The sequence below is a fragment of the Caulobacter sp. GW821-FHT09A05 genome, from assembly GCF_059418465.1.
Genome location: NZ_JBWKPX010000044.1, coordinates 15209 through 30872, shown reverse-complemented (window position 1 = coordinate 30872; position 15664 = coordinate 15209). Strand labels below are relative to the sequence as shown.

At 70.0% G+C, this 15664-nt stretch carries 21 protein-coding genes; 14 read left to right on the top strand and 7 right to left on the bottom strand.

Annotation, left to right across the window (positions count from 1 at the left end):
• Positions 1-322: 322 nt before the first annotated feature.
• The gene (locus tag AC07NX_RS24930) at positions 323-2239 is read right to left on the bottom strand and encodes an HWE histidine kinase domain-containing protein (protein WP_494645630.1); all 1917 of its coding nucleotides are present in this window, start codon (positions 2237-2239) and stop codon (positions 323-325) included.
• Between the two features lie 197 nt (positions 2240-2436).
• On the opposite strand from AC07NX_RS24930, the gene AC07NX_RS24925 reads away from it, so the two are divergent.
• The 3 genes from AC07NX_RS24925 to AC07NX_RS24915 all read left to right on the top strand — a co-directional run bounded on the left by AC07NX_RS24925 (position 2437) and on the right by AC07NX_RS24915 (position 3920).
• A complete protein-coding gene (locus tag AC07NX_RS24925; RefSeq protein ID WP_494645628.1) occupies positions 2437-2823 on the top strand; it encodes a hypothetical protein in 387 nt (128 codons plus the stop codon).
• Positions 2820-3215 (top strand): hypothetical protein, encoded by a 396-nt coding sequence (locus AC07NX_RS24920; RefSeq protein WP_494645626.1) that lies wholly within the window; start codon positions 2820-2822, stop codon positions 3213-3215. Before AC07NX_RS24925 ends, AC07NX_RS24920 begins: the two co-directional genes overlap by 4 nt.
• A gap of 87 nt (positions 3216-3302) precedes the next feature.
• Entirely contained in the window at positions 3303-3920 is a 618-nt protein-coding gene (locus AC07NX_RS24915) for a superoxide dismutase (RefSeq protein ID WP_494645624.1), read from the top strand.
• Between the two features lie 14 nt (positions 3921-3934).
• Here the strand turns inward: AC07NX_RS24915 and AC07NX_RS24910 are convergent, their stop codons facing one another.
• Both AC07NX_RS24910 and AC07NX_RS24905 read right to left on the bottom strand, forming a co-directional pair.
• Positions 3935-4786 (bottom strand): metallophosphoesterase family protein, encoded by an 852-nt coding sequence (locus tag AC07NX_RS24910; RefSeq protein ID WP_494645623.1) that lies wholly within the window; start codon positions 4784-4786, stop codon positions 3935-3937.
• Complete coding sequence (locus tag AC07NX_RS24905; RefSeq protein WP_494645621.1) at positions 4783-5631, bottom strand: diacylglycerol/lipid kinase family protein; 849 nt, start codon at positions 5629-5631, stop codon at positions 4783-4785. The genes AC07NX_RS24910 and AC07NX_RS24905 overlap by 4 nt, the downstream gene beginning before the upstream one ends.
• A 133-nt stretch (positions 5632-5764) precedes the next feature.
• Between AC07NX_RS24905 and AC07NX_RS24900 the strand changes: the two genes are divergently transcribed.
• The 4 genes from AC07NX_RS24900 to AC07NX_RS24885 all read left to right on the top strand — a co-directional run bounded on the left by AC07NX_RS24900 (position 5765) and on the right by AC07NX_RS24885 (position 7469).
• A complete protein-coding gene (locus AC07NX_RS24900) occupies positions 5765-6106 on the top strand; it encodes a YMGG-like glycine zipper-containing protein (RefSeq protein WP_028040099.1) in 342 nt (113 codons plus the stop codon).
• 81 nt (positions 6107-6187) lie between these two features.
• Entirely contained in the window at positions 6188-6652 is a 465-nt protein-coding gene (locus AC07NX_RS24895) for an OmpA family protein (protein ID WP_494645619.1), read from the top strand.
• A 344-nt stretch (positions 6653-6996) separates the two neighbouring features.
• On the top strand, positions 6997-7206 hold the full coding sequence (locus AC07NX_RS24890; RefSeq protein ID WP_494645617.1) for a hypothetical protein: 210 nt from the start codon (positions 6997-6999) through the stop codon (positions 7204-7206).
• An 11-nt stretch (positions 7207-7217) separates the two neighbouring features.
• Positions 7218-7469 carry a hypothetical protein gene (locus AC07NX_RS24885; protein WP_494645615.1) on the top strand — a complete coding sequence of 84 codons (252 nt, stop codon included), beginning with the start codon at positions 7218-7220 and terminating at the stop codon, positions 7467-7469.
• A 97-nt stretch (positions 7470-7566) separates the two neighbouring features.
• Here the strand turns inward: AC07NX_RS24885 and phyR are convergent, their stop codons facing one another.
• Positions 7567-8367 (bottom strand): anti-anti sigma factor/receiver protein PhyR, encoded by an 801-nt coding sequence (gene phyR, locus AC07NX_RS24880; RefSeq protein WP_494645613.1) that lies wholly within the window; start codon positions 8365-8367, stop codon positions 7567-7569.
• Between the two features lie 245 nt (positions 8368-8612).
• On the opposite strand from phyR, the gene nepR reads away from it, so the two are divergent.
• From nepR to AC07NX_RS24855, 5 genes are all read left to right on the top strand, one after another.
• A complete protein-coding gene (gene nepR, locus AC07NX_RS24875) occupies positions 8613-8798 on the top strand; it encodes an anti-sigma T factor NepR (protein ID WP_028040104.1) in 186 nt (61 codons plus the stop codon).
• A gap of 2 nt (positions 8799-8800) precedes the next feature.
• Positions 8801-9406, top strand: coding sequence for a sigma-70 family RNA polymerase sigma factor (locus AC07NX_RS24870; RefSeq protein WP_035080302.1), 606 nt, complete (start codon positions 8801-8803; stop codon positions 9404-9406).
• A complete protein-coding gene (gene phyK / locus AC07NX_RS24865; protein ID WP_494645610.1) occupies positions 9403-11115 on the top strand; it encodes a sensor histidine kinase PhyK in 1713 nt (570 codons plus the stop codon). Before AC07NX_RS24870 ends, phyK begins: the two co-directional genes overlap by 4 nt.
• Before the next feature lie 69 nt (positions 11116-11184).
• On the top strand, positions 11185-11319 hold the full coding sequence (locus AC07NX_RS24860) for an entericidin A/B family lipoprotein (RefSeq protein WP_028040107.1): 135 nt from the start codon (positions 11185-11187) through the stop codon (positions 11317-11319).
• 291 nt (positions 11320-11610) lie between these two features.
• Entirely contained in the window at positions 11611-12672 is a 1062-nt protein-coding gene (locus AC07NX_RS24855) for a hypothetical protein (protein ID WP_494645609.1), read from the top strand.
• Here the strand turns inward: AC07NX_RS24855 and AC07NX_RS24850 are convergent.
• The 3 genes from AC07NX_RS24850 to chpT all read right to left on the bottom strand — a co-directional run bounded on the left by AC07NX_RS24850 (position 12669) and on the right by chpT (position 14613).
• The gene (locus AC07NX_RS24850; protein ID WP_494645607.1) at positions 12669-13481 is read right to left on the bottom strand and encodes a CheR family methyltransferase; all 813 of its coding nucleotides are present in this window, start codon (positions 13479-13481) and stop codon (positions 12669-12671) included. The genes AC07NX_RS24855 and AC07NX_RS24850 overlap by 4 nt on opposite strands.
• The gene (locus AC07NX_RS24845; protein WP_165916747.1) at positions 13478-13855 is read right to left on the bottom strand and encodes a response regulator; all 378 of its coding nucleotides are present in this window, start codon (positions 13853-13855) and stop codon (positions 13478-13480) included. Before AC07NX_RS24845 ends, AC07NX_RS24850 begins: the two co-directional genes overlap by 4 nt.
• 83 nt (positions 13856-13938) lie before the next feature.
• Positions 13939-14613: a histidine phosphotransferase ChpT gene (gene chpT / locus AC07NX_RS24840; protein WP_494645605.1), complete on the bottom strand. Its 675-nt coding sequence runs from the start codon at positions 14611-14613 to the stop codon at positions 13939-13941.
• 80 nt (positions 14614-14693) lie between these two features.
• Between chpT and AC07NX_RS24835 the strand changes: the two genes are divergently transcribed.
• Entirely contained in the window at positions 14694-14879 is a 186-nt protein-coding gene (locus AC07NX_RS24835; protein ID WP_035080297.1) for a DUF3553 domain-containing protein, read from the top strand.
• Positions 14880-15656 (top strand): 3'(2'),5'-bisphosphate nucleotidase CysQ, encoded by a 777-nt coding sequence (cysQ, locus tag AC07NX_RS24830; protein ID WP_494645603.1) that lies wholly within the window; start codon positions 14880-14882, stop codon positions 15654-15656.
• The last annotated feature ends 8 nt before the right edge of the window (positions 15657-15664 follow it).

Here is a 15664-nt window from a genome sequence, read left to right as displayed (position 1 = left end):
TCGAGACCGGGTCCGGCTAAGCCTCAACAGGGCTGCCTACCGGACGCTGGCGGATAACGATGGCGCGGAGCGATCGGGCTTCGTCGAAACGGTTACTACTCAAACACTCCGGACGATGTCCGGCGCTCCGCGTCCCTTTCCATAACCTCAGCGGCAATCCGCGTGAGCATGAGATGTCGTGCGTGCGAAAGAGCCCCTCAGTCGGCTTCGCCGACAGCTCCCCCAGAGGGGGAGCAGCTATGCGGTGCGGTGCGGCGGCCGTTCGTCAGATCCTCCCCCTCTGGGGGAGGTGGCCCGAAGGGCCGGAGGGGGCCGCGCGGCCCTACCGGCCCGTCACCGACGCCAGCGCCCGGGCGATCTGGTGGACGTTGTAGGGCTTCCTGACGATCGGGGCGTCGAAGCCCATCGGGGCGGCCTTGTCGGCGTAGCCGGTGGCGAACACGAACGGACGGCCCTCGCGGCGCAGCACCTCGGCCACCGGCGCCACCGACTGGCCGTTGAGGTCGGCGTCCAGGACGGCGGCGTCGAACGTCAGCTCCAGCATCGACAGGGCCTCGGCCAGCTCGGCCGCGCAGCCCACCACCTCGACGCCGGAATCCTCCAGCCCCGCCTCCAGCTCCATGGCCAGCAGCAGCGAGTCCTCGACGATCAGCACCTTCAGCCCGGCGATGTCGCCGGCCCGGAAGCTGTCGTCGCCGCCGCCCACGGTCTCGACGATGCGCGCGTCCGGCGCGGCGGCCGGCTCGTCGGGCTCGGGCTCGTCGACCAGGGCGTCGGCCGCCGCATGGATCATCGCCGTGACGCCGCTGCGCTTGTATTCGACGGTGGCCCGCCCGCCCAGCTCGCGGCCGACCACGTCCTCGATCAGGGTCATGCCGAAGCCGCGCACGTCGGGCGGCGAGGTCATCGGCCCGCCGGTCTCCAGCCATTCCAGATTGAAGCCGCCGCCGGGGGCCACGCGCCAGACCACCTCGACCCGGCCGCTCTCGACCGACAGCGACCCGTACTTGACGGCGTTGACGGCCAGTTCGTGCAGGGTCAGCGACAGGGCCGCCGCGGCGCGGGGCGTCAGGAACAGCTCGGGCCCGTCCCAGCGGGTCTGGTTGGGGGCCAGGCCGCCCAGCTCGGCCGCCGCGATCCGCGCCAGGGTGGCGCCGCGCCAGCGGGCGGCGCTGAGCAGGTCGTGGGCCGAGCTCATCGCCTTCAGCCGGCCGTTGAAGGCCTTCAGGAAGCCGTCCAGGGACGAGGCCTTGCGGGCCGACTGGCCGGCGACCGACTGCACGGCGGCCAGGATGTTCTTGATCCGGTGGTCCAGTTCGGTGAGCAGGTTCTCGCGCTGGTCGTCGGCGTCCTTGCGGGCGGTAACGTCCTGGACCACGCCGATCAGCCGCAGCGGCCGGTCGCTGGAGTCGCGGACCAGAAGGCCGGCCACGCGGTTCCAGACCACCCGGTGCGGGTCGGACGACACGCGCCGGAACTCGACCTCATAGCGCCCCTGGGCCTTCAGCTGGGCCTCGACCTCGGCGCGGACCGCCTCGCGGTCGTCGGTGTGGATGAAGCCGTACAGGGCCTCGCCGCGTTCGGCCGGCGCCACGCCTTCGGGGACCTCGGTGATGGACGCCATCCGGGCGCTGACCCGCACCGTGTCGGTCACCATGTCCCAGACGAACTCGCCCAGATTGGCGGCGTGCAGGGCCAGGGCGATCCGTTCGCTGTCCAGCGAGCGCTCGGCGACATTGCGGGCGGTCTCGGCGTCGTGCAGCAGCTCTTCCATCGCCAGGGCGGCGAGGTCGGCCAGGGCGTCGGCGAGGCCGGCGTCGACGGTTTCGCGGGGGGCGGGATCCTCGACCGTCAGCAGGCCGACGATCTCGCCCGACGGGGTCTTCAGCGGCGCGCAGGCGAAGAAGCGGCTGTCCGCGCACCAGGGGCGCAGGGTCTGGTCGGGGGTGGCGGCAAGGTCGGGACGGGCGACCACCCCGTTCTCGAGCATCCGTTCGGCCAGGCCGGCGGGGCGGGGCTCCTCGAGATGGTCGAACCCGACCTTGGCCTTCAGCCAGACGCGGTCCTTGCCGATCAGGCGGATCGCCGCGCGCGGGGCGCCGAACAGGCGCGAGGCCAGCCGCACGATGCGGTCGAATCGGGGATCGGCCGGGTCGCCGTCGAAGGCGCGAAGGGCGTCGAGGGCGCGCAACCGCCGACCCTCCTGATCATCCGCCAGCGTTGCGCCCGCATCGTCCATGATTCGACCATAGACCGGGTTCGCGCGAGGCGCGAGATCGATAAAGGCGACGCTTGGCGATCCGGAGCGAAGATCCCCTGTGGTGAAGCTCAAACCTTGAGGCTACAATGGAACTCGTCGCCTCGGCTTCGCGTTGTGCGGGCGCAGCTTTGCAGCTGCCCGCCCCCCAGAAGTCGAGCCGCGAACCGGAGATCATCATGCCCGATAACGCTCTCAATCCCGCCCTGAAGGAAGCCAACAAGGCGTCGTCGAACGCCGGCGCGGCTCTCGACCACGCCGAGCGCAGCTTCGGCGAAGCCGCCAACGCCGCCCGCGGCAACTTCGGCGAGGCCGCCGCCGCCGCGAAGGCCAACCTGGCCGACGCCGCCAAGCGCATCGAAGCCTCCCTGACCCAGGGGCTTGAGACCCTGCGCGCCCAGACCCGCACCTATACCGACACCGCTGGCCAGTCGGTCGACGAGGCCAGCCGCTATGTCAGCGAGCGCGTCCGCGAGCGGCCCATCACCGCCACCCTGGCCGGCCTCGGCGTCGGCGTTCTGCTGGGCCTGCTGCTGGCCGGAAATCGCGGCGGCCGCGACAAGTGATCTTCGGCAAGACCCTGACGACCCTGGCAGCGGCCGCGGCGATCGCCGCGGCCGCTGCCGTGAGCGTGTTCGCCGCGGCCTTCGCGCTGTTCGCGGTGCTGCAGCCCCATCTCGGCGCCGCCGGCGCGGCGGCGGTGGTCGCCGCGGTCGCCGCCGCGATCGTCGGGCTGGCCGGCCTGCTGGCGGCGCTCAAGGCCGAGGAGAAGGCTCGACCGGCCCCCGCGCCGGACGCTTTCGCCTTCGCCGAAAAGGCCATCGAGATGATCAAGGATCGGCCGATCCTGACGGTCGGCGCCGGCCTGGCGGCCGGGATCATCGCCTTCCGCAATCCCGCCCTGGCCGCGATCGTCGCCAAGGCCCTGCTGGATTCGCAAAAGCCGCCGCCCCGCTAGCGACAATCGACAAGACAAGCCTTTCCCGCCCCTGGTTTTCCGGGCCTCCCCGCCCATCTTCCGGGGGCGTTTTGCCCTGGAGCGATCATGTTCAAGCTGCCCGACCTCCCCTACGCCTATGAAGCCCTGGAGCCGACCATCTCGGCCAACACGCTTCATTTCCACCATGACAAGCACCACGCGGCCTATGTGAACGCGCTGAACGGCCTGCTGCCGGAAGGCGACAAGCGGCCGCTGGAAGCGGTGATCCGCGAGGCCGGGCCCGGCAAGGTGTTCAACAACGCCGCCCAGGCCTGGAACCACGCCTTCTTCTGGGACTGCATGAGCGCCGACAAGGCCGGCCCGTCGGCCGAGCTGGCCGCGGCCATCAACGAGGCGTTCGGCGACCTGGCCGGCCTGAAGGAAAAGTTCGTCGCCGAGGGCGTCGGCCACTTCGGTTCGGGCTGGGTCTGGCTGGCGGTGCAGGACGGCAAGCTGGTCGTGATCTCGACCCACGACGCCGACGACACCCTGACCAAGCCGGGCGTCACCCCGCTGCTGGTCTGCGACCTGTGGGAGCATGCCTACTACCTGGACCACCAGAACAACCGGAAGGGCTTCCTGGAGGCGTGGTTCGACGTCCTGCCCAACTGGGCGTTCGCCGACGCCCAGTTCGCCGCGGCCAAGGGCCAGGGCGCGGCCTGGACCTATCCCGAGCCGACCTGATCGACCTCGGCCTTCTAGACCCGGAGCGGCGCGACCTCGGTCGCGCCGTTTTCGTCTGGGGTCTTGGGAACGCAGCGCCGCGGAACCGACCATGTCCGGAAGGTCACGAACTGGGTGCGCTCGAAGGCCAGGGCCGTGATGCGAATGTCGACGTCATCGACCTCGATCACGTTGAAGCTGGGCGGCACGCCCCGTTCGCGCACCGACAGCGTGCCCGAGCCCACCGCCTGGGTGCAGCCGTCCGAGAACGGATAGGGATGCACGAATGGCGCGTGGATGTGGCCGGTCAGGACCAGGTCCACCCCGGCGTGAGAGAAGGCCTGGGCGGCGGCCGTGCCGCCATGCACCCGGGCGGTCATCGGTCCGCCGATCATCTCGATCAGCGGATGGTGGCAGACCACGATCTTCAGGGCCCCCGGCGCCGCCCCCTTCAGGTCGGCGCAGACCTCGCGGACCTGGCGGCGCGACACCGCGCCCTTCGACCAGTTCAGCCGCAGCTGGAAGGCGCGGGCGGAGTTGAGGGTGACGACCGTGGCGCGCGGATCGTCCCAGTCGCTGTTCATCCGGGCACCGAACCGGTCCTCGTAGCGCCGCCACGGGGCGGCGAGCCGGGCCAGGATTTCGCGGGGACCGGCGAACGGCGTGTCGTGATTGCCCGGCGTGACCAGGCGGGGCAGGGGCAGGCGGTTGAGCCAGGCCTGGGCGGCGTCGAATTCCTCGATCTTGCCGTCCTTGGTCAGATCGCCGGCGGCGATCACCAGGTCGGGCCGCTCGGCGTGGATGCGCTCAACCGCCGCCTCGACGGCGGCCTTGTGCTCGCCGCCGAAATGGATGTCGGACACCTGGACCAGCTTGATCGGCGTCATGGGGCGGGAACCAGGGCGCGGAAGGCCTTGGGCCGGAAGCGGATGGTGACGGTGTCGTCCAGCCGCGCCGGCTCGCCGTCGAGGATGGCGGGGATCCGGCCCCCGGCCCAGACCTTGCCGATGCGGCAACGGCCAACGATCACCGACGGGTCGTTGCGCCAGTTGCCGGTCACGGTGCTGACCCCCAGGCGGAAGATGTCGAGCGCGCCGGCGGGGTCGAGGGCGGCGGCCTCCAGGGCCTGTTCGCCAGCGTCCAGGTCGGCCGAGACCAGGGGACAGAGCAGGCTCAGGGCCTCGGTCTTGCCCTTGGGGCGGCCGTCCAGCACGTAGCGCAGCCGGCTGGAGAAGGCGCGGCGCATGGCCCGGCGGGCCCGCATCAGCGCCAGATCGGCCCGCCCCGCCCGTGCCGCCTCGCGGGCCTCGGCCCACAGGGCTGGGCTGCCGAGAATGGCGGCGACGAAGAAGAGCCGGCCGTTGATCTCGCCGCCGGAGATCATCCGTTCCCGGCCGTCCTTCAGGCAATTGGCCATGGCCTCGGGCCAGGGAATGGCGCCGTACAGCGCATGGGGCAGCATGTTCATGGTGCCGCCGGGCAGGGGCGCGATCAGGGGGCCGTCGGGACCGGCCATCTCGGCGGCCGTCCGGGCGGTGCCGTCGCCGGCCACCACCAGCAGGGCGTCGGGCCGGGCGTCGAGGGCGTCGCGCAGGCAGGCGGTCAGCTCGCCCTCGCCGGGGGCGTGGACCCGTCCGGTGACCCCGTGCTCGGCCAGGATGGCCTCGGCCCGGGCGGGGGCGTCCTTGCCCACCGAACCGGAAGCGATGTTGGTGACGACTTCCACACGCATGCGAAATTCCAGGAAGCGCCGACGCGCGGGGAAGGTTCGAGACCACAAACGGCGGCGCTTGGCTGGGGTTCCCGGAACCGTTGGCCGCCGCGGCTCGTTTGCGTGCAGGGACAAGCTCGAACGGAGAGCCACGATGAACAAGACCTTGATCGCCCTCTTGGGCGTCGGCGTGCTGGCCAGCGCTTGCACCGCCACCGGCAACACCGAACGCAACGCCGCCGGCGGCGCGGCCCTGGGCGCCTTGGCGGGGGCGATCGTTGGCAACAATGTCGGCGGCGGCAGCGCCACCACGGGCGCCGCGGTCGGCGCGGCTCTGGGCGGCACCGTCGGCGCCGTGAAGGGCTGCCGCGAGGACGGCGGCTGCGGCGCGACCAACGTCAATCGCCGTCAGTACTATGACGAGCGCGCCGGACGGTATTACTACTACGACTCGCGTAGCGGTCGTTACTATTGGGAAGACGGCAGTCCCCGTTAAGTCGGGCCAGTCGGAACCCTCGTAAAGGCGGCCGGCTCGCGTCGGCCGCCTTTTGCGCGCCGTGGCGTCAGAGAGGGCAAGATGAAGACGATCGGACGGGCGATAATCGGCGCGGCGGCCCTGGGCGGCCTGGTGGCGGGATGCGCGAGCCATCCCTGGCCCAAGTCGCGGTCACAGGTCGTGCAGATGGCGCCCAGCTGCGAGGACTTTTCGGTCCAGATCTACTTCGAGAGCCGATCGGCCCAGCTGACCAATGAAGCGCGATCGGTGCTGAAGGGGGCTGACGCCCTGGCCACCGGCTGCAAGGTCGCCTCGGTGCGGGTCGTCGGCCTGGCCGACGCGGTGGGGGCTCCCGACGCCAATCTGGCGCTGTCCAAGCAGCGGGCCGACGCCGTGACCCGGGCGCTGGACAAGATGGGCTACGGCAATGTGGTGCTCGACGTCGGCGCGGCGGGCGACGCCGGCGCCATGACCAACGACGGCGAGAACCGCCCCCTGCGGCGCCAGGCCGATATCCATTTCGATCTGGACGGAAAGCTGCGCTAGCCTTGGCGTGGTCGGTCACGACCGAAACGCGCATGAAACCCAAACGCACATGAAAAAAGGCGGATCCGAAAGGGTCCGCCGGGTGGCCTTCGAGGGATGGGGTGCGGAGGCAGCAGGCTGGCTTTCACCAGCCTCAAGTCGGGGGGGCGTCGCCGCCTCCGCAATTCGAAAACGTCGCTTCCCGGGGGCGGTTCCCGGCGCGCGAAACTTTTTTCGCCCGTGCCGCGATTTTTCTTCGCAACGCCGTCCGGGCTCGCTTCGCCCGACGGCCGCAGGGAACGTCGCCAGGGACGACACGTTGATTTCCCGAAGGCCGCGTGGCCTCGCACAGGGGAGCAACGTTCGTGATCCGCACCGTTCAGGCCGAGCATGGTGGATTGAGCTTCGGCACCGCGCTGACGCGCCGACAGAAGATCCGGCGCAACCGCCTGATGGCCCTGGCGGTGATCGTCGCGGTGGCGGGGTCTGCGGGCGTTCTCCAGCATTTCAGCGACAACCTCGCTCCCAACAGCCCGGCGAAGCCCGGCGCGGGAGCCTATTCCGCCGCCCGATAAGGAGGCCCAAGATGCCCGCAGACCTCGAACAACACCATCCGGCCGTCAACGCGACCCGCGCCCGCCAGGGCCGTTGGGGCAAGCATGTCTTCTGGGTGCTGGTCATCTCGACCGTCCTGGCCGCCGCGGCGCTGTTCGGCGCCTGGGGCCTGCGCTCGGGGGACCTGGCCGGCGTCGAACATACCAAGGGCGCGACCACCACCCAGGAGGCCGAGCGCTATTCCAGCGAACAGGCGCCGGTCAGGCAGACGCCGTCCAGCTAGCCCGGGCTTCGCAGTCGCCGACGCCTGGCCTATGAAAAAGGCCCCGGTGAAAACCGGGGCCTTGATCGTTTCGGGTCTCTCCCGGACGCGGTCGAGATCAGGCCGCCTTCTGGGTCCGGCGCGGATGGAAGAACAGCGCCTGGCCGATCGCCGCCTTTACCGTTTCCGGCTGGAAGGGCTTGGTGATCAGGAAGGTCGGTTCCGGACGCTCGCCGGTCAGCAGACGCTCGGGGAAGGCGGTGATGAAGATCACCGGCACGTCGAGGCGAGCCAGGATGTCCTTGACCGCGTCGATGCCGGACGAGCCGTCGGCCAGCTGGATGTCGGCCAGCACCAGGCCGGGCGTGCGGCGGGTGACGGCGTCGACCGCTTCCCCGCGCGTGGCGGCGATGTCGATCACGTCATGACCCAGTTCCTTGACCAGGGCTTCGATGTCGGCCGCGATCACGGGTTCGTCCTCGATGATCAGGACCTCGGTGGCCAGTTCGGCGTCGATCTCGCTCTGGGCTTCGGCGATCAGCCGTTCGACCTCGGCGAAGTCGCAATCCAGGATCTGCGAGGCCTCGGTGGGGGTGAAGCCTTCCAGGGCGGTGAGCAGGAACGCCTGGCGCGAACGCGGCGCGATCCGCATCAGGCGTTGCGAGGCGTCGTCGGCCGCGTTGGCCAGGTCGTCACGACGGGCCTCCAGCTGGGCGCCCGAGGACAGCCAGATGGCGTGGAACACGCGATACAGCGCGACGCGAGGCGACAGGTTGGCGTCCAGCGACCGTTCGCCGGCCGCCAGGGCCTCCAGCGCGACGCGAACATAGTGATCGCCAGTGGTCTGGTCGCCGGTCAGCGCGCGGGCATAGCGACGAACGTAAGGCAAGTGCGGCGCCAGCCGGGCAAGAAGACTCATGACCCCTCCCGTGTGAGTGTCTTCGGATACAAAAAAACCTCCGGTGCGGTGAAGCTGCGCCGTTCGGCCATCCGAACATAAACGCAACCCTCCGACGCCGGTTCCATGGCAGGTTCCGAAGCGACGATAATTTTGCCATCATATGCTCAAGCTTATGGAACCCCACAGGGAATCCGACGTTGTCATCCGGCGTACACTCATTCGGCCAAAGGGGGCGGGCGCCGCGTCTTGTCGGCGTCGAGGACATGATCGAACACGTACCCATGGAAGATCACCGCAAAGGGGCGGCTGCGCTCGATGAAGCGCGGCTCCGTCAGCAGGCTATCGGCGTCAAGCTTCGTCAGATGTTCGACGAGGTGGTGAACGAGCCGGTGCCCGACGAGTTTCTGGACATCCTGCGCAAGGCCGAGACGCCTTCGGGAGAGCGTTGAGCATGAGCGAAACGCAAGTCGGCCGGTCACCGTTCGATCCGGCCCGTGACGAGACCTTCAAGAAGGAACTCGTCACGCTCATTCCGCATCTGCGCGCCTTCGCCCGCACCTTGACCGGCGACCCCACGGCGGCCGACGATCTGGCGCAGGACGCCATGATGAAGGCGTGGGACGCCCGCGCCAGCTTCCAGCTGGGCACCAACATGAAGGCCTGGACCTTCATGATCCTGCGCAATCAGTTCTATTCCGAAAAGCGCCGGTCCTGGCGCCAGAGCCAGCTCGACCAGGAAGCAGCCGAACGCACGCTGGTGGCGGTCGACGACCCCGAGGCCCCGGTGGCCCTGGACGAACTTCGGCTCAGCCTGGCCATGCTGCCGCCGGAACAGCGCGAAGCCCTGATCCTGGTCGGGGCCGGCGGCTTCGCCTACGAAGAGGCCGCCGAAATCTGCGGCTGCGCCGTGGGCACGGTGAAGAGCCGCGTCAGCCGCGCGCGGAGAGCCCTGCAGGCGATTCTCGAGGCCGGCGCCTACGACCGCGACGGCGCCGCCGCCGGCGACGCCATGTACGCCATCCTGGCTGACGCGGAGAGACTGAGCACCCTGCGGTGAAGTCCCTCCTCGGGCGAGGGGCCGGGACGGTCGGGTCCATCCGGGTCCGGCTGGCCGGTGCGTTGTTTCTCGCACTCCTGCCGGTCCTGATCCTGGGCGTCCTGCAATCGGTCTTCGCCTTCAAGGCCGAGGCCGATTCGCGTCGCCAGAGCCTGGAGCTGGCGGCTGGCCGCAGCGCCGCGATCGCCCGCGCGCGCATCGAAGCCGCCGGCGTCCTTCTCCAGACCCTGGGACCGGGCTCGGTCGGGCTGGAATGCACCCAGCGCCTGGACACGGTAAAGCAGCGCTTGCCGGGCTACGCCAATCTGATCCGCTTCGACGCCTATGGCCGGGTGTCGTGCGCGGCCGCCACCACGCCGCCAGACGCCACGCGCGCCAACCGGCGATGGTTCCAGCGTCTGGCCGCCGGGTCGCACATGGTGGTGGCCAGCATTCCCGGCGTTTCCTACGCCGACGAGCCCGCCGTCCTGACCGCCGTCCGGGCCGAAAAGCGCGACGGCCGCTTCGACGGCGCCATGGCGGCCGTGCTGACCCTGTCGACCATCCAGCCGGAGACCGCCAACCGCTACCTGCCGGGCGGGGCGGAGGTTGCCCTGGCCGATTCCGAGGGCCACGTCTTCGCGGCCACCAACCGGCGGGCGTTCGGCACGCCGTCCATGGCCTGGCGGGACCAGACCCTCAAGAGCGGCTCGGCCCTGTGGTCGGGCCGCGACGCCGACGACCGCCCGCGGGACTTCTCGGCCGCGCCGCTGGTGGGCCAGGAGGTGTTCGTCATCCTGTCCGCCAAGGCCCCGGGCCTGGCCTCTTGGGCCTGGCTGAACCCGATGCTGCGCCTGCTGGCGCCGCTGCTGGCCTTCGTCCTGGCCCTGGCGGCCGTGCTCTACGCCACCGAGCAGGCCGTGATCCGCTGGATCGTCTACCTGCGCCGCGTCGCCGCCATCTACGCTCGGGGCCGGTTCACCGTGCGCCCCCTGCAGGCCGAACGCGCGCCCCCGGAAATCCGCGAGCTGGCCGCCACGCTCGACGACATGGCCGCCGGCATCGTCGCGCGCGACGCCTCGCTACGCGACAGCCTGGGCGAGAAGGACGCGCTGATGCGCGAGATTCACCACCGGGTGAAGAACAACCTGCAGATCATCTCGAGCCTGCTGAACATGCAGCAGCGGGCCCTGACCGACCCCGCCGCCCGCACGGCCCTGAACGACACCCGCCAGCGGATCACCGCCCTGGCCCAGATCTACCGGGCGCTCTACCAGGGCCCCGATCTGAAGCGGGTGGACCTGCGGCCATTCCTGGAGGAGCTGACGGCCCTGCTGCTGGCCGGGGACATGTCCACCGGCGGCGCGATCCGCACGGAGGTCCATGCCGACCCCCTGGTCATCGACCCGGACCGCCTGGCGCCTCTGGCCCTGTTCGCGGTCGAAGCCATCACCAACGCCCAGAAGCACGCCCTGGCCGAACGCGGCGGCACGCTGACGGTCGATTTCTTCGTGCGCGGCGAAGAGGCGGAGCTGGCGATCGGCGACGATGGGCCGGGCGCGCCCAAGGGACCGGTCGAGGGAGTAGGGCGCACCCTGATGACCGCTTTCGCCCGTCAGTTGCGCGGCAAGCTGCTGTTCGACTCCTCGCCGGCCGGCGGCCTGTTGGTGCGTCTGGTGTTTCCCACCCCCGAAGCGCCGCGGATCGAGCCCGTCGCGACCGGAACCTAGCCGGGAGGCCCACGTTCAAGTGGGGCAACACCTTGGACGCCCGCTTGGGGCGATCACCGGAGAAGACCCATGCGCAAGCTCATCATTCTGGCCGCGATCGCCGCCAGTCTCACCGTCGCCGCCTGCAACACCGTCGAAGGCGCCGGCAAGGACGTCTCGTCGGCCGGCCAGGCCGTCAGCGACACCGCCAAGGACGCCAAGTAGTCCCTGTTCGCGACTTCAGGGCTCGGGAAACCGGGTCTTCGAACGAGCCCGTCGATCCCGGTCGACGGGCTTTTTCGCGCCCGGACCCCGGGCGTTGAATCTATCCTGGGTTCTATTTCAAGACTGCAATTTGAAGACGAGAGGGCAATCTGAGCCCCCCTCCCGTAACAATCGATCTGGCCCGTGACGCGCGGGTTACAAATCTCCTTCCAGCTCAGTGCGAACCGATATCCGCCCGTCAAGCTGGGCCTTCAGCCTGAGGTCATCCGTCCCACGGGGGTGATCTCGAATTTGCCGCGTCCTTCTTCCGCGCCGATCTTCGTCCATAGCGGCTGGCGGTGCTCCAGCACCTATGTCTGGCACCGTTTTCGCGCCCTCCCCGAAGTGATGGCCTACTACGAGCCCTGGCACGAGCAACTGGCCCGGCTGACGCCGGATCGGATCGCGCGTGAACGACCGGCCACCAGCGGCCTGCGCCACCCGAACGAAGGCCGGCCCTACCTGTCGGAATTTGCCGGCCTGCTGCGGCCGGACGGCGGCGTCCATGGCTTCGAGACGCGTCTGGCGCTGGGCGACTACTTCCTGCCCGCCGACCAGGAGGATCCGGGCCAGGCGGCCTATGTCGAGACGCTGATCGCGGCCGCGCGGCGCGAGGATCGAACCCCGGTTCTGGCCTGTTGCCGGACGCTGGGTCGGATCGGTTGGCTGCGACGCCGGTTCGGCGGCACCCACATCGTGCTGATCCGCGACCCGGTGCAGCAGTGGCGGTCGTTCTATTCCCTGCGCAAGCGTCCCCGGCCGACCTATTTCGAGCTCTGCCAGTACGTGATCCTGTCCGAGGCCGCGGGCGGTGAAGCCGGGGCCCGGCGGCTGGGCCTGACGGCGGGGCGGGGCGAGTTGGCCGATCGCATCCAGGCGGTGCGCAAGCGGCTGAAGCGGGCGCCCGCCCGGGTGTCGTTCGCCGCGTTCCTCGCCGTCTATGTGATGTCCTATGTGGCCGCCCTGCCGCGCGCTGACCTGGTCATCGACGTGGACCGCCTGGGCGGCGATCCGGAATACGCGCGCACCATGGCCACGGCGATCGAGGTGTTGACCGGCGTGAGGCTGGACTTCAGCGACTGCCGCACGCCCCCCGCGCATGCCGGCCGGCTGCCGATCGACTACCGGGGGGAGGCGGTGGCGATGATCGAGGCTCTTGATCTCTCCGGCGCGCTGACGGCGCCGGGGCCTGTCCAGACCCTCTATCGCAAGCTGGCGAAGGCGCTGCCGGAGCGCGGGCCGGCGACGCCCTGGGCCTGGATGCTGGCGTTCTGGCGCGCGCAGGGCGCACGACTGAGAGCGGCCCGGGCCTAGGCCGCGGCGCGGATGAACAGGCCTGACCGGCCGGACACGGCGCGGACCGCGCCGGTGACATCCTCCAGGGACTCGCCGCTGCCGACCAGCAGCACGCCGTCGTCCTCCAGCCGTGCGGCGAGGCTTTCGATCACCCGGCCATGCACGGCCGGATCCAGGCCCGGCAGGACGTTGCGCAACAGGATGACGTCGAACTTGCCCATAGAAGACAGGTCGGCCAGCAGGTTGATCCGCCGCCAACGTACGGCCTGGCGGATGCGCGGGCTGATCGCCCACATCTCGTCCTGGTTCTCGAAATGCTTGACCAGCAGGCGGATCGGCAGGCCACGCTGGACCTCGAACTGGGTGTAGAGGCCGCTCTGGGCCTTCTCCAGGCAGCGATCCGACAGGTCCGAGCCAAAGAATTCGAACCGGACCCCCGACGCGATATCGCGGGCCTCGGCGGCGGTCATGGCCAGGGAATAGACCTCCTGGCCGGTCGAGCAGGCCGCGCTCCAGATCCGGATCGGGCGGTCGCGCTCAAGCCTGGACAGGGACGGCAGCAGCTCGTCGCGTATGTGGGCGAACACCTCGCGATCACGGAAGAAGGCCGTCTCGTTCAAGGTCAGGGCTTCGACCACGGCCCAGATCAGCCGATCCTCGCGATCGGCGCGCAGCACGGCGATCATCGCCTCGATCGATTCGAAGCCTTCGCGGCGGGCCAGCGGGTTGAGCCGGCTCTCGACCAGATAGGCCTTGTCACTCTCGATCCGCAGGCCGGCGCGCTGGCGGGCCAAGGCGACCAGCAGGTCCATGTCCTCGGGCGTCACAGCAAGCCCGCCTCGGCGAACTTCGCCGCGATGATGTCGCCGTCGAACGGCTTCATGATGTACTCGTCCGCGCCGGCGTCCAGCGCCTCGCGGATGGCCTCGATCCTGTTCTCGACGGTGCAGAAGACCACGGTCGGGCCCTGGCCGCCCGGCTCCTGGCGCAGATGCCGCAGGAACTCGATCCCGTTCATCACCGGCATGTTCCAGTCCAGCAGCACGGCGTCAGGCATCGCCGCCCGGCACCAGGCCAGGGCTTCCACGCCATCGGCGGCCTCGGCGATCTCGAAGCCTATGTCTTCCAGGACGCGCCGGGCGACTTTGCGGATCACCCGGCTGTCGTCGACGACGAGACAGGTCTTCACGGCACGCTCCAATCCAATCCCCTCAACTTGCGGCGGAGGGTGTTAAGGAGCGGTGACGGCGATCACAATCTTCGCGGTTTTATCGCCCAGAAGGCTCAGGCCGGGACCCAGGCGGCCAGGGTGACCTGGTCTTCGCCCAGTTCGACACCAACCTGGCCGCCGGCCGCGCGGACCAGGGCGTTCAGATAGGCCGCCTGCACCCAGGGGCCGCCCAGGCCCTCGGCCAGGGCCTCGCCCTTCAGCCCCGCCAGCACCTCCGGCCGAAGGCGGGCGCGAGGGCCGGCCGCGTGGGCGGTGATCGCGGCGCGATCGTCGGCGACCACGGCCCGCAGCGTCGCCTTGCCGCCGGCCGGCAGGGCGCTGGCCGCGATCTGGGCGATATTCAGGATCGCGCGGGCGGTGGCCTTGTTCATGGTCGAGGGCGGGATCGCCCAGTCCAGGGTCGGGCGCACGTGGGCGAACACGCCCTGGGCCAGCTTCTCCAGCTCGCGGGAGTCGAAATTCTCGGCCGAAGCGGACGCGCCGAAGGCGACCCTCGTGAACTGGAGGAGGTCGGCCAGCTTGCGGGCGCTGGACGAGATCAGGCTCATGGCGTCCTCGCGCATGTCCTGGGCGGAGGGATCTTCCAGCAGGTCCAGGCCCGAGACGATGGCGCTGGCCGGACTGATGAAGTCGTGACAGAGGCGGGCGGCCACCAGGGCGGCGAAGTCGGGACCGTTCACGTCCAGTTCGGGCGAGGCGGAGGCGGGCTTGGAGGCGGCGTCGGTCATGGCGCGATCTTTGGCGTGATTTGGGACTTTGGCAAACGGGACTGGTCTCCAGCGGGGCGGCGGCCTATCAGGAGCGCGTCATGGATCCGTTTCTCGAGCCGGGCGTCCTCGTGCGCCATCCCGACCAGCCCGACTGGGGCCTGGGCCAGGTGCAGTCGGTGATCGGCCATCGCGTGACCGTCAATTTCGAAGACGCCGGCAAGCAGACGGTCGATGCGACGCGCGTCACCCTGCTGTTCGTCGGCGACGATCCCAGAGGCAGCTGAATGACCCATGCGAACCTGGCCGACTACGGCCGCGACCTGGCGACGATCGTCGAGGCGGCGGCCGAGGTCATCCTGCCGTTCTGGCGCACCGAACTGGACGTGGTCCGCAAGGCTGACGAGAGCCCGGTCACCGAGGCCGACAAGGTCGGTGAGCGCCTGATCCTGGCCCGGCTGGCCGAACGCTTTCCCGAGATCCCGGCGATCTCCGAGGAGCATGCCTGCGAGTTCGGCGCGCCCGAGGCCATCGGCCCGCGCTTCTTCCTGGTCGACCCGGTCGACGGCACCAAGGCCTTCGTGCGCGGCGATCCCAACTTCACGGTCAATATCGGCCTGATCGACAGCGGCGTTCCGGTGGCGGGCGCCATCTGCGCCCCGGCGACGGGCGAGGTCTGGTTCACCAGCGCCGACGGCGTGGTAAAGCGCGAGGCGCCCGGCGGCGCGGAGACCAAGGTCGCGGCGCGGGCGTGGCCGGAGGGCCAGGCCCTGGCCCTGGTCAGCCACACGATGAAGGAGGAGCGGGCGGCCGAGCTGGCGGCTCAGTACGGCTTCTCCCTGCGCGCGCCGATGGACAGTTCGATCAAGCTGGTCCGCATCGCCGAGGGCGCGGCCGACATCTACCCACGCCACGGGCCGACCATGGAGTGGGACACCGCCGCCGGCCACGCCATCCTGGTCGCCGCGGGGGGGCGGTTCACCACGCCCGAGGGCGAGGCCTTCACCTATGGCAAGGCCGACCAGGGCTTTCGCAATGGCTGGTTCGTGGCCCGCGGCGCCTAGACACCGAC

Bases quoted from the DNA above. Each gene is read 5' to 3' on its own strand.
- AC07NX_RS24930 (WP_494645630.1), bottom strand. From the start codon at position 2,239: ATGGACGATGCGGGCGCAACGCTGGCGGATGATCAGGAGGGTCGGCGG.
- AC07NX_RS24925 (WP_494645628.1), top strand. From the start codon at position 2,437: ATGCCCGATAACGCTCTCAATCCCGCCCTGAAGGAAGCCAACAAGGCG.
- AC07NX_RS24915 (WP_494645624.1), top strand. From the start codon at position 3,303: ATGTTCAAGCTGCCCGACCTCCCCTACGCCTATGAAGCCCTGGAGCCG.
- AC07NX_RS24910 (WP_494645623.1), bottom strand. From the start codon at position 4,786: ATGACGCCGATCAAGCTGGTCCAGGTGTCCGACATCCATTTCGGCGGC.
- AC07NX_RS24905 (WP_494645621.1), bottom strand. From the start codon at position 5,631: ATGCGTGTGGAAGTCGTCACCAACATCGCTTCCGGTTCGGTGGGCAAG.
- AC07NX_RS24900 (WP_028040099.1), top strand. From the start codon at position 5,765: ATGAACAAGACCTTGATCGCCCTCTTGGGCGTCGGCGTGCTGGCCAGC.
- AC07NX_RS24895 (WP_494645619.1), top strand. From the start codon at position 6,188: ATGAAGACGATCGGACGGGCGATAATCGGCGCGGCGGCCCTGGGCGGC.
- AC07NX_RS24885 (WP_494645615.1), top strand. From the start codon at position 7,218: ATGCCCGCAGACCTCGAACAACACCATCCGGCCGTCAACGCGACCCGC.
- phyR (WP_494645613.1), bottom strand. From the start codon at position 8,367: ATGAGTCTTCTTGCCCGGCTGGCGCCGCACTTGCCTTACGTTCGTCGC.
- nepR (WP_028040104.1), top strand. From the start codon at position 8,613: ATGATCGAACACGTACCCATGGAAGATCACCGCAAAGGGGCGGCTGCG.
- AC07NX_RS24870 (WP_035080302.1), top strand. From the start codon at position 8,801: ATGAGCGAAACGCAAGTCGGCCGGTCACCGTTCGATCCGGCCCGTGAC.
- AC07NX_RS24860 (WP_028040107.1), top strand. From the start codon at position 11,185: ATGCGCAAGCTCATCATTCTGGCCGCGATCGCCGCCAGTCTCACCGTC.
- chpT (WP_494645605.1), bottom strand. From the start codon at position 14,613: ATGACCGACGCCGCCTCCAAGCCCGCCTCCGCCTCGCCCGAACTGGAC.
- AC07NX_RS24835 (WP_035080297.1), top strand. From the start codon at position 14,694: ATGGATCCGTTTCTCGAGCCGGGCGTCCTCGTGCGCCATCCCGACCAG.
- cysQ (WP_494645603.1), top strand. From the start codon at position 14,880: ATGACCCATGCGAACCTGGCCGACTACGGCCGCGACCTGGCGACGATC.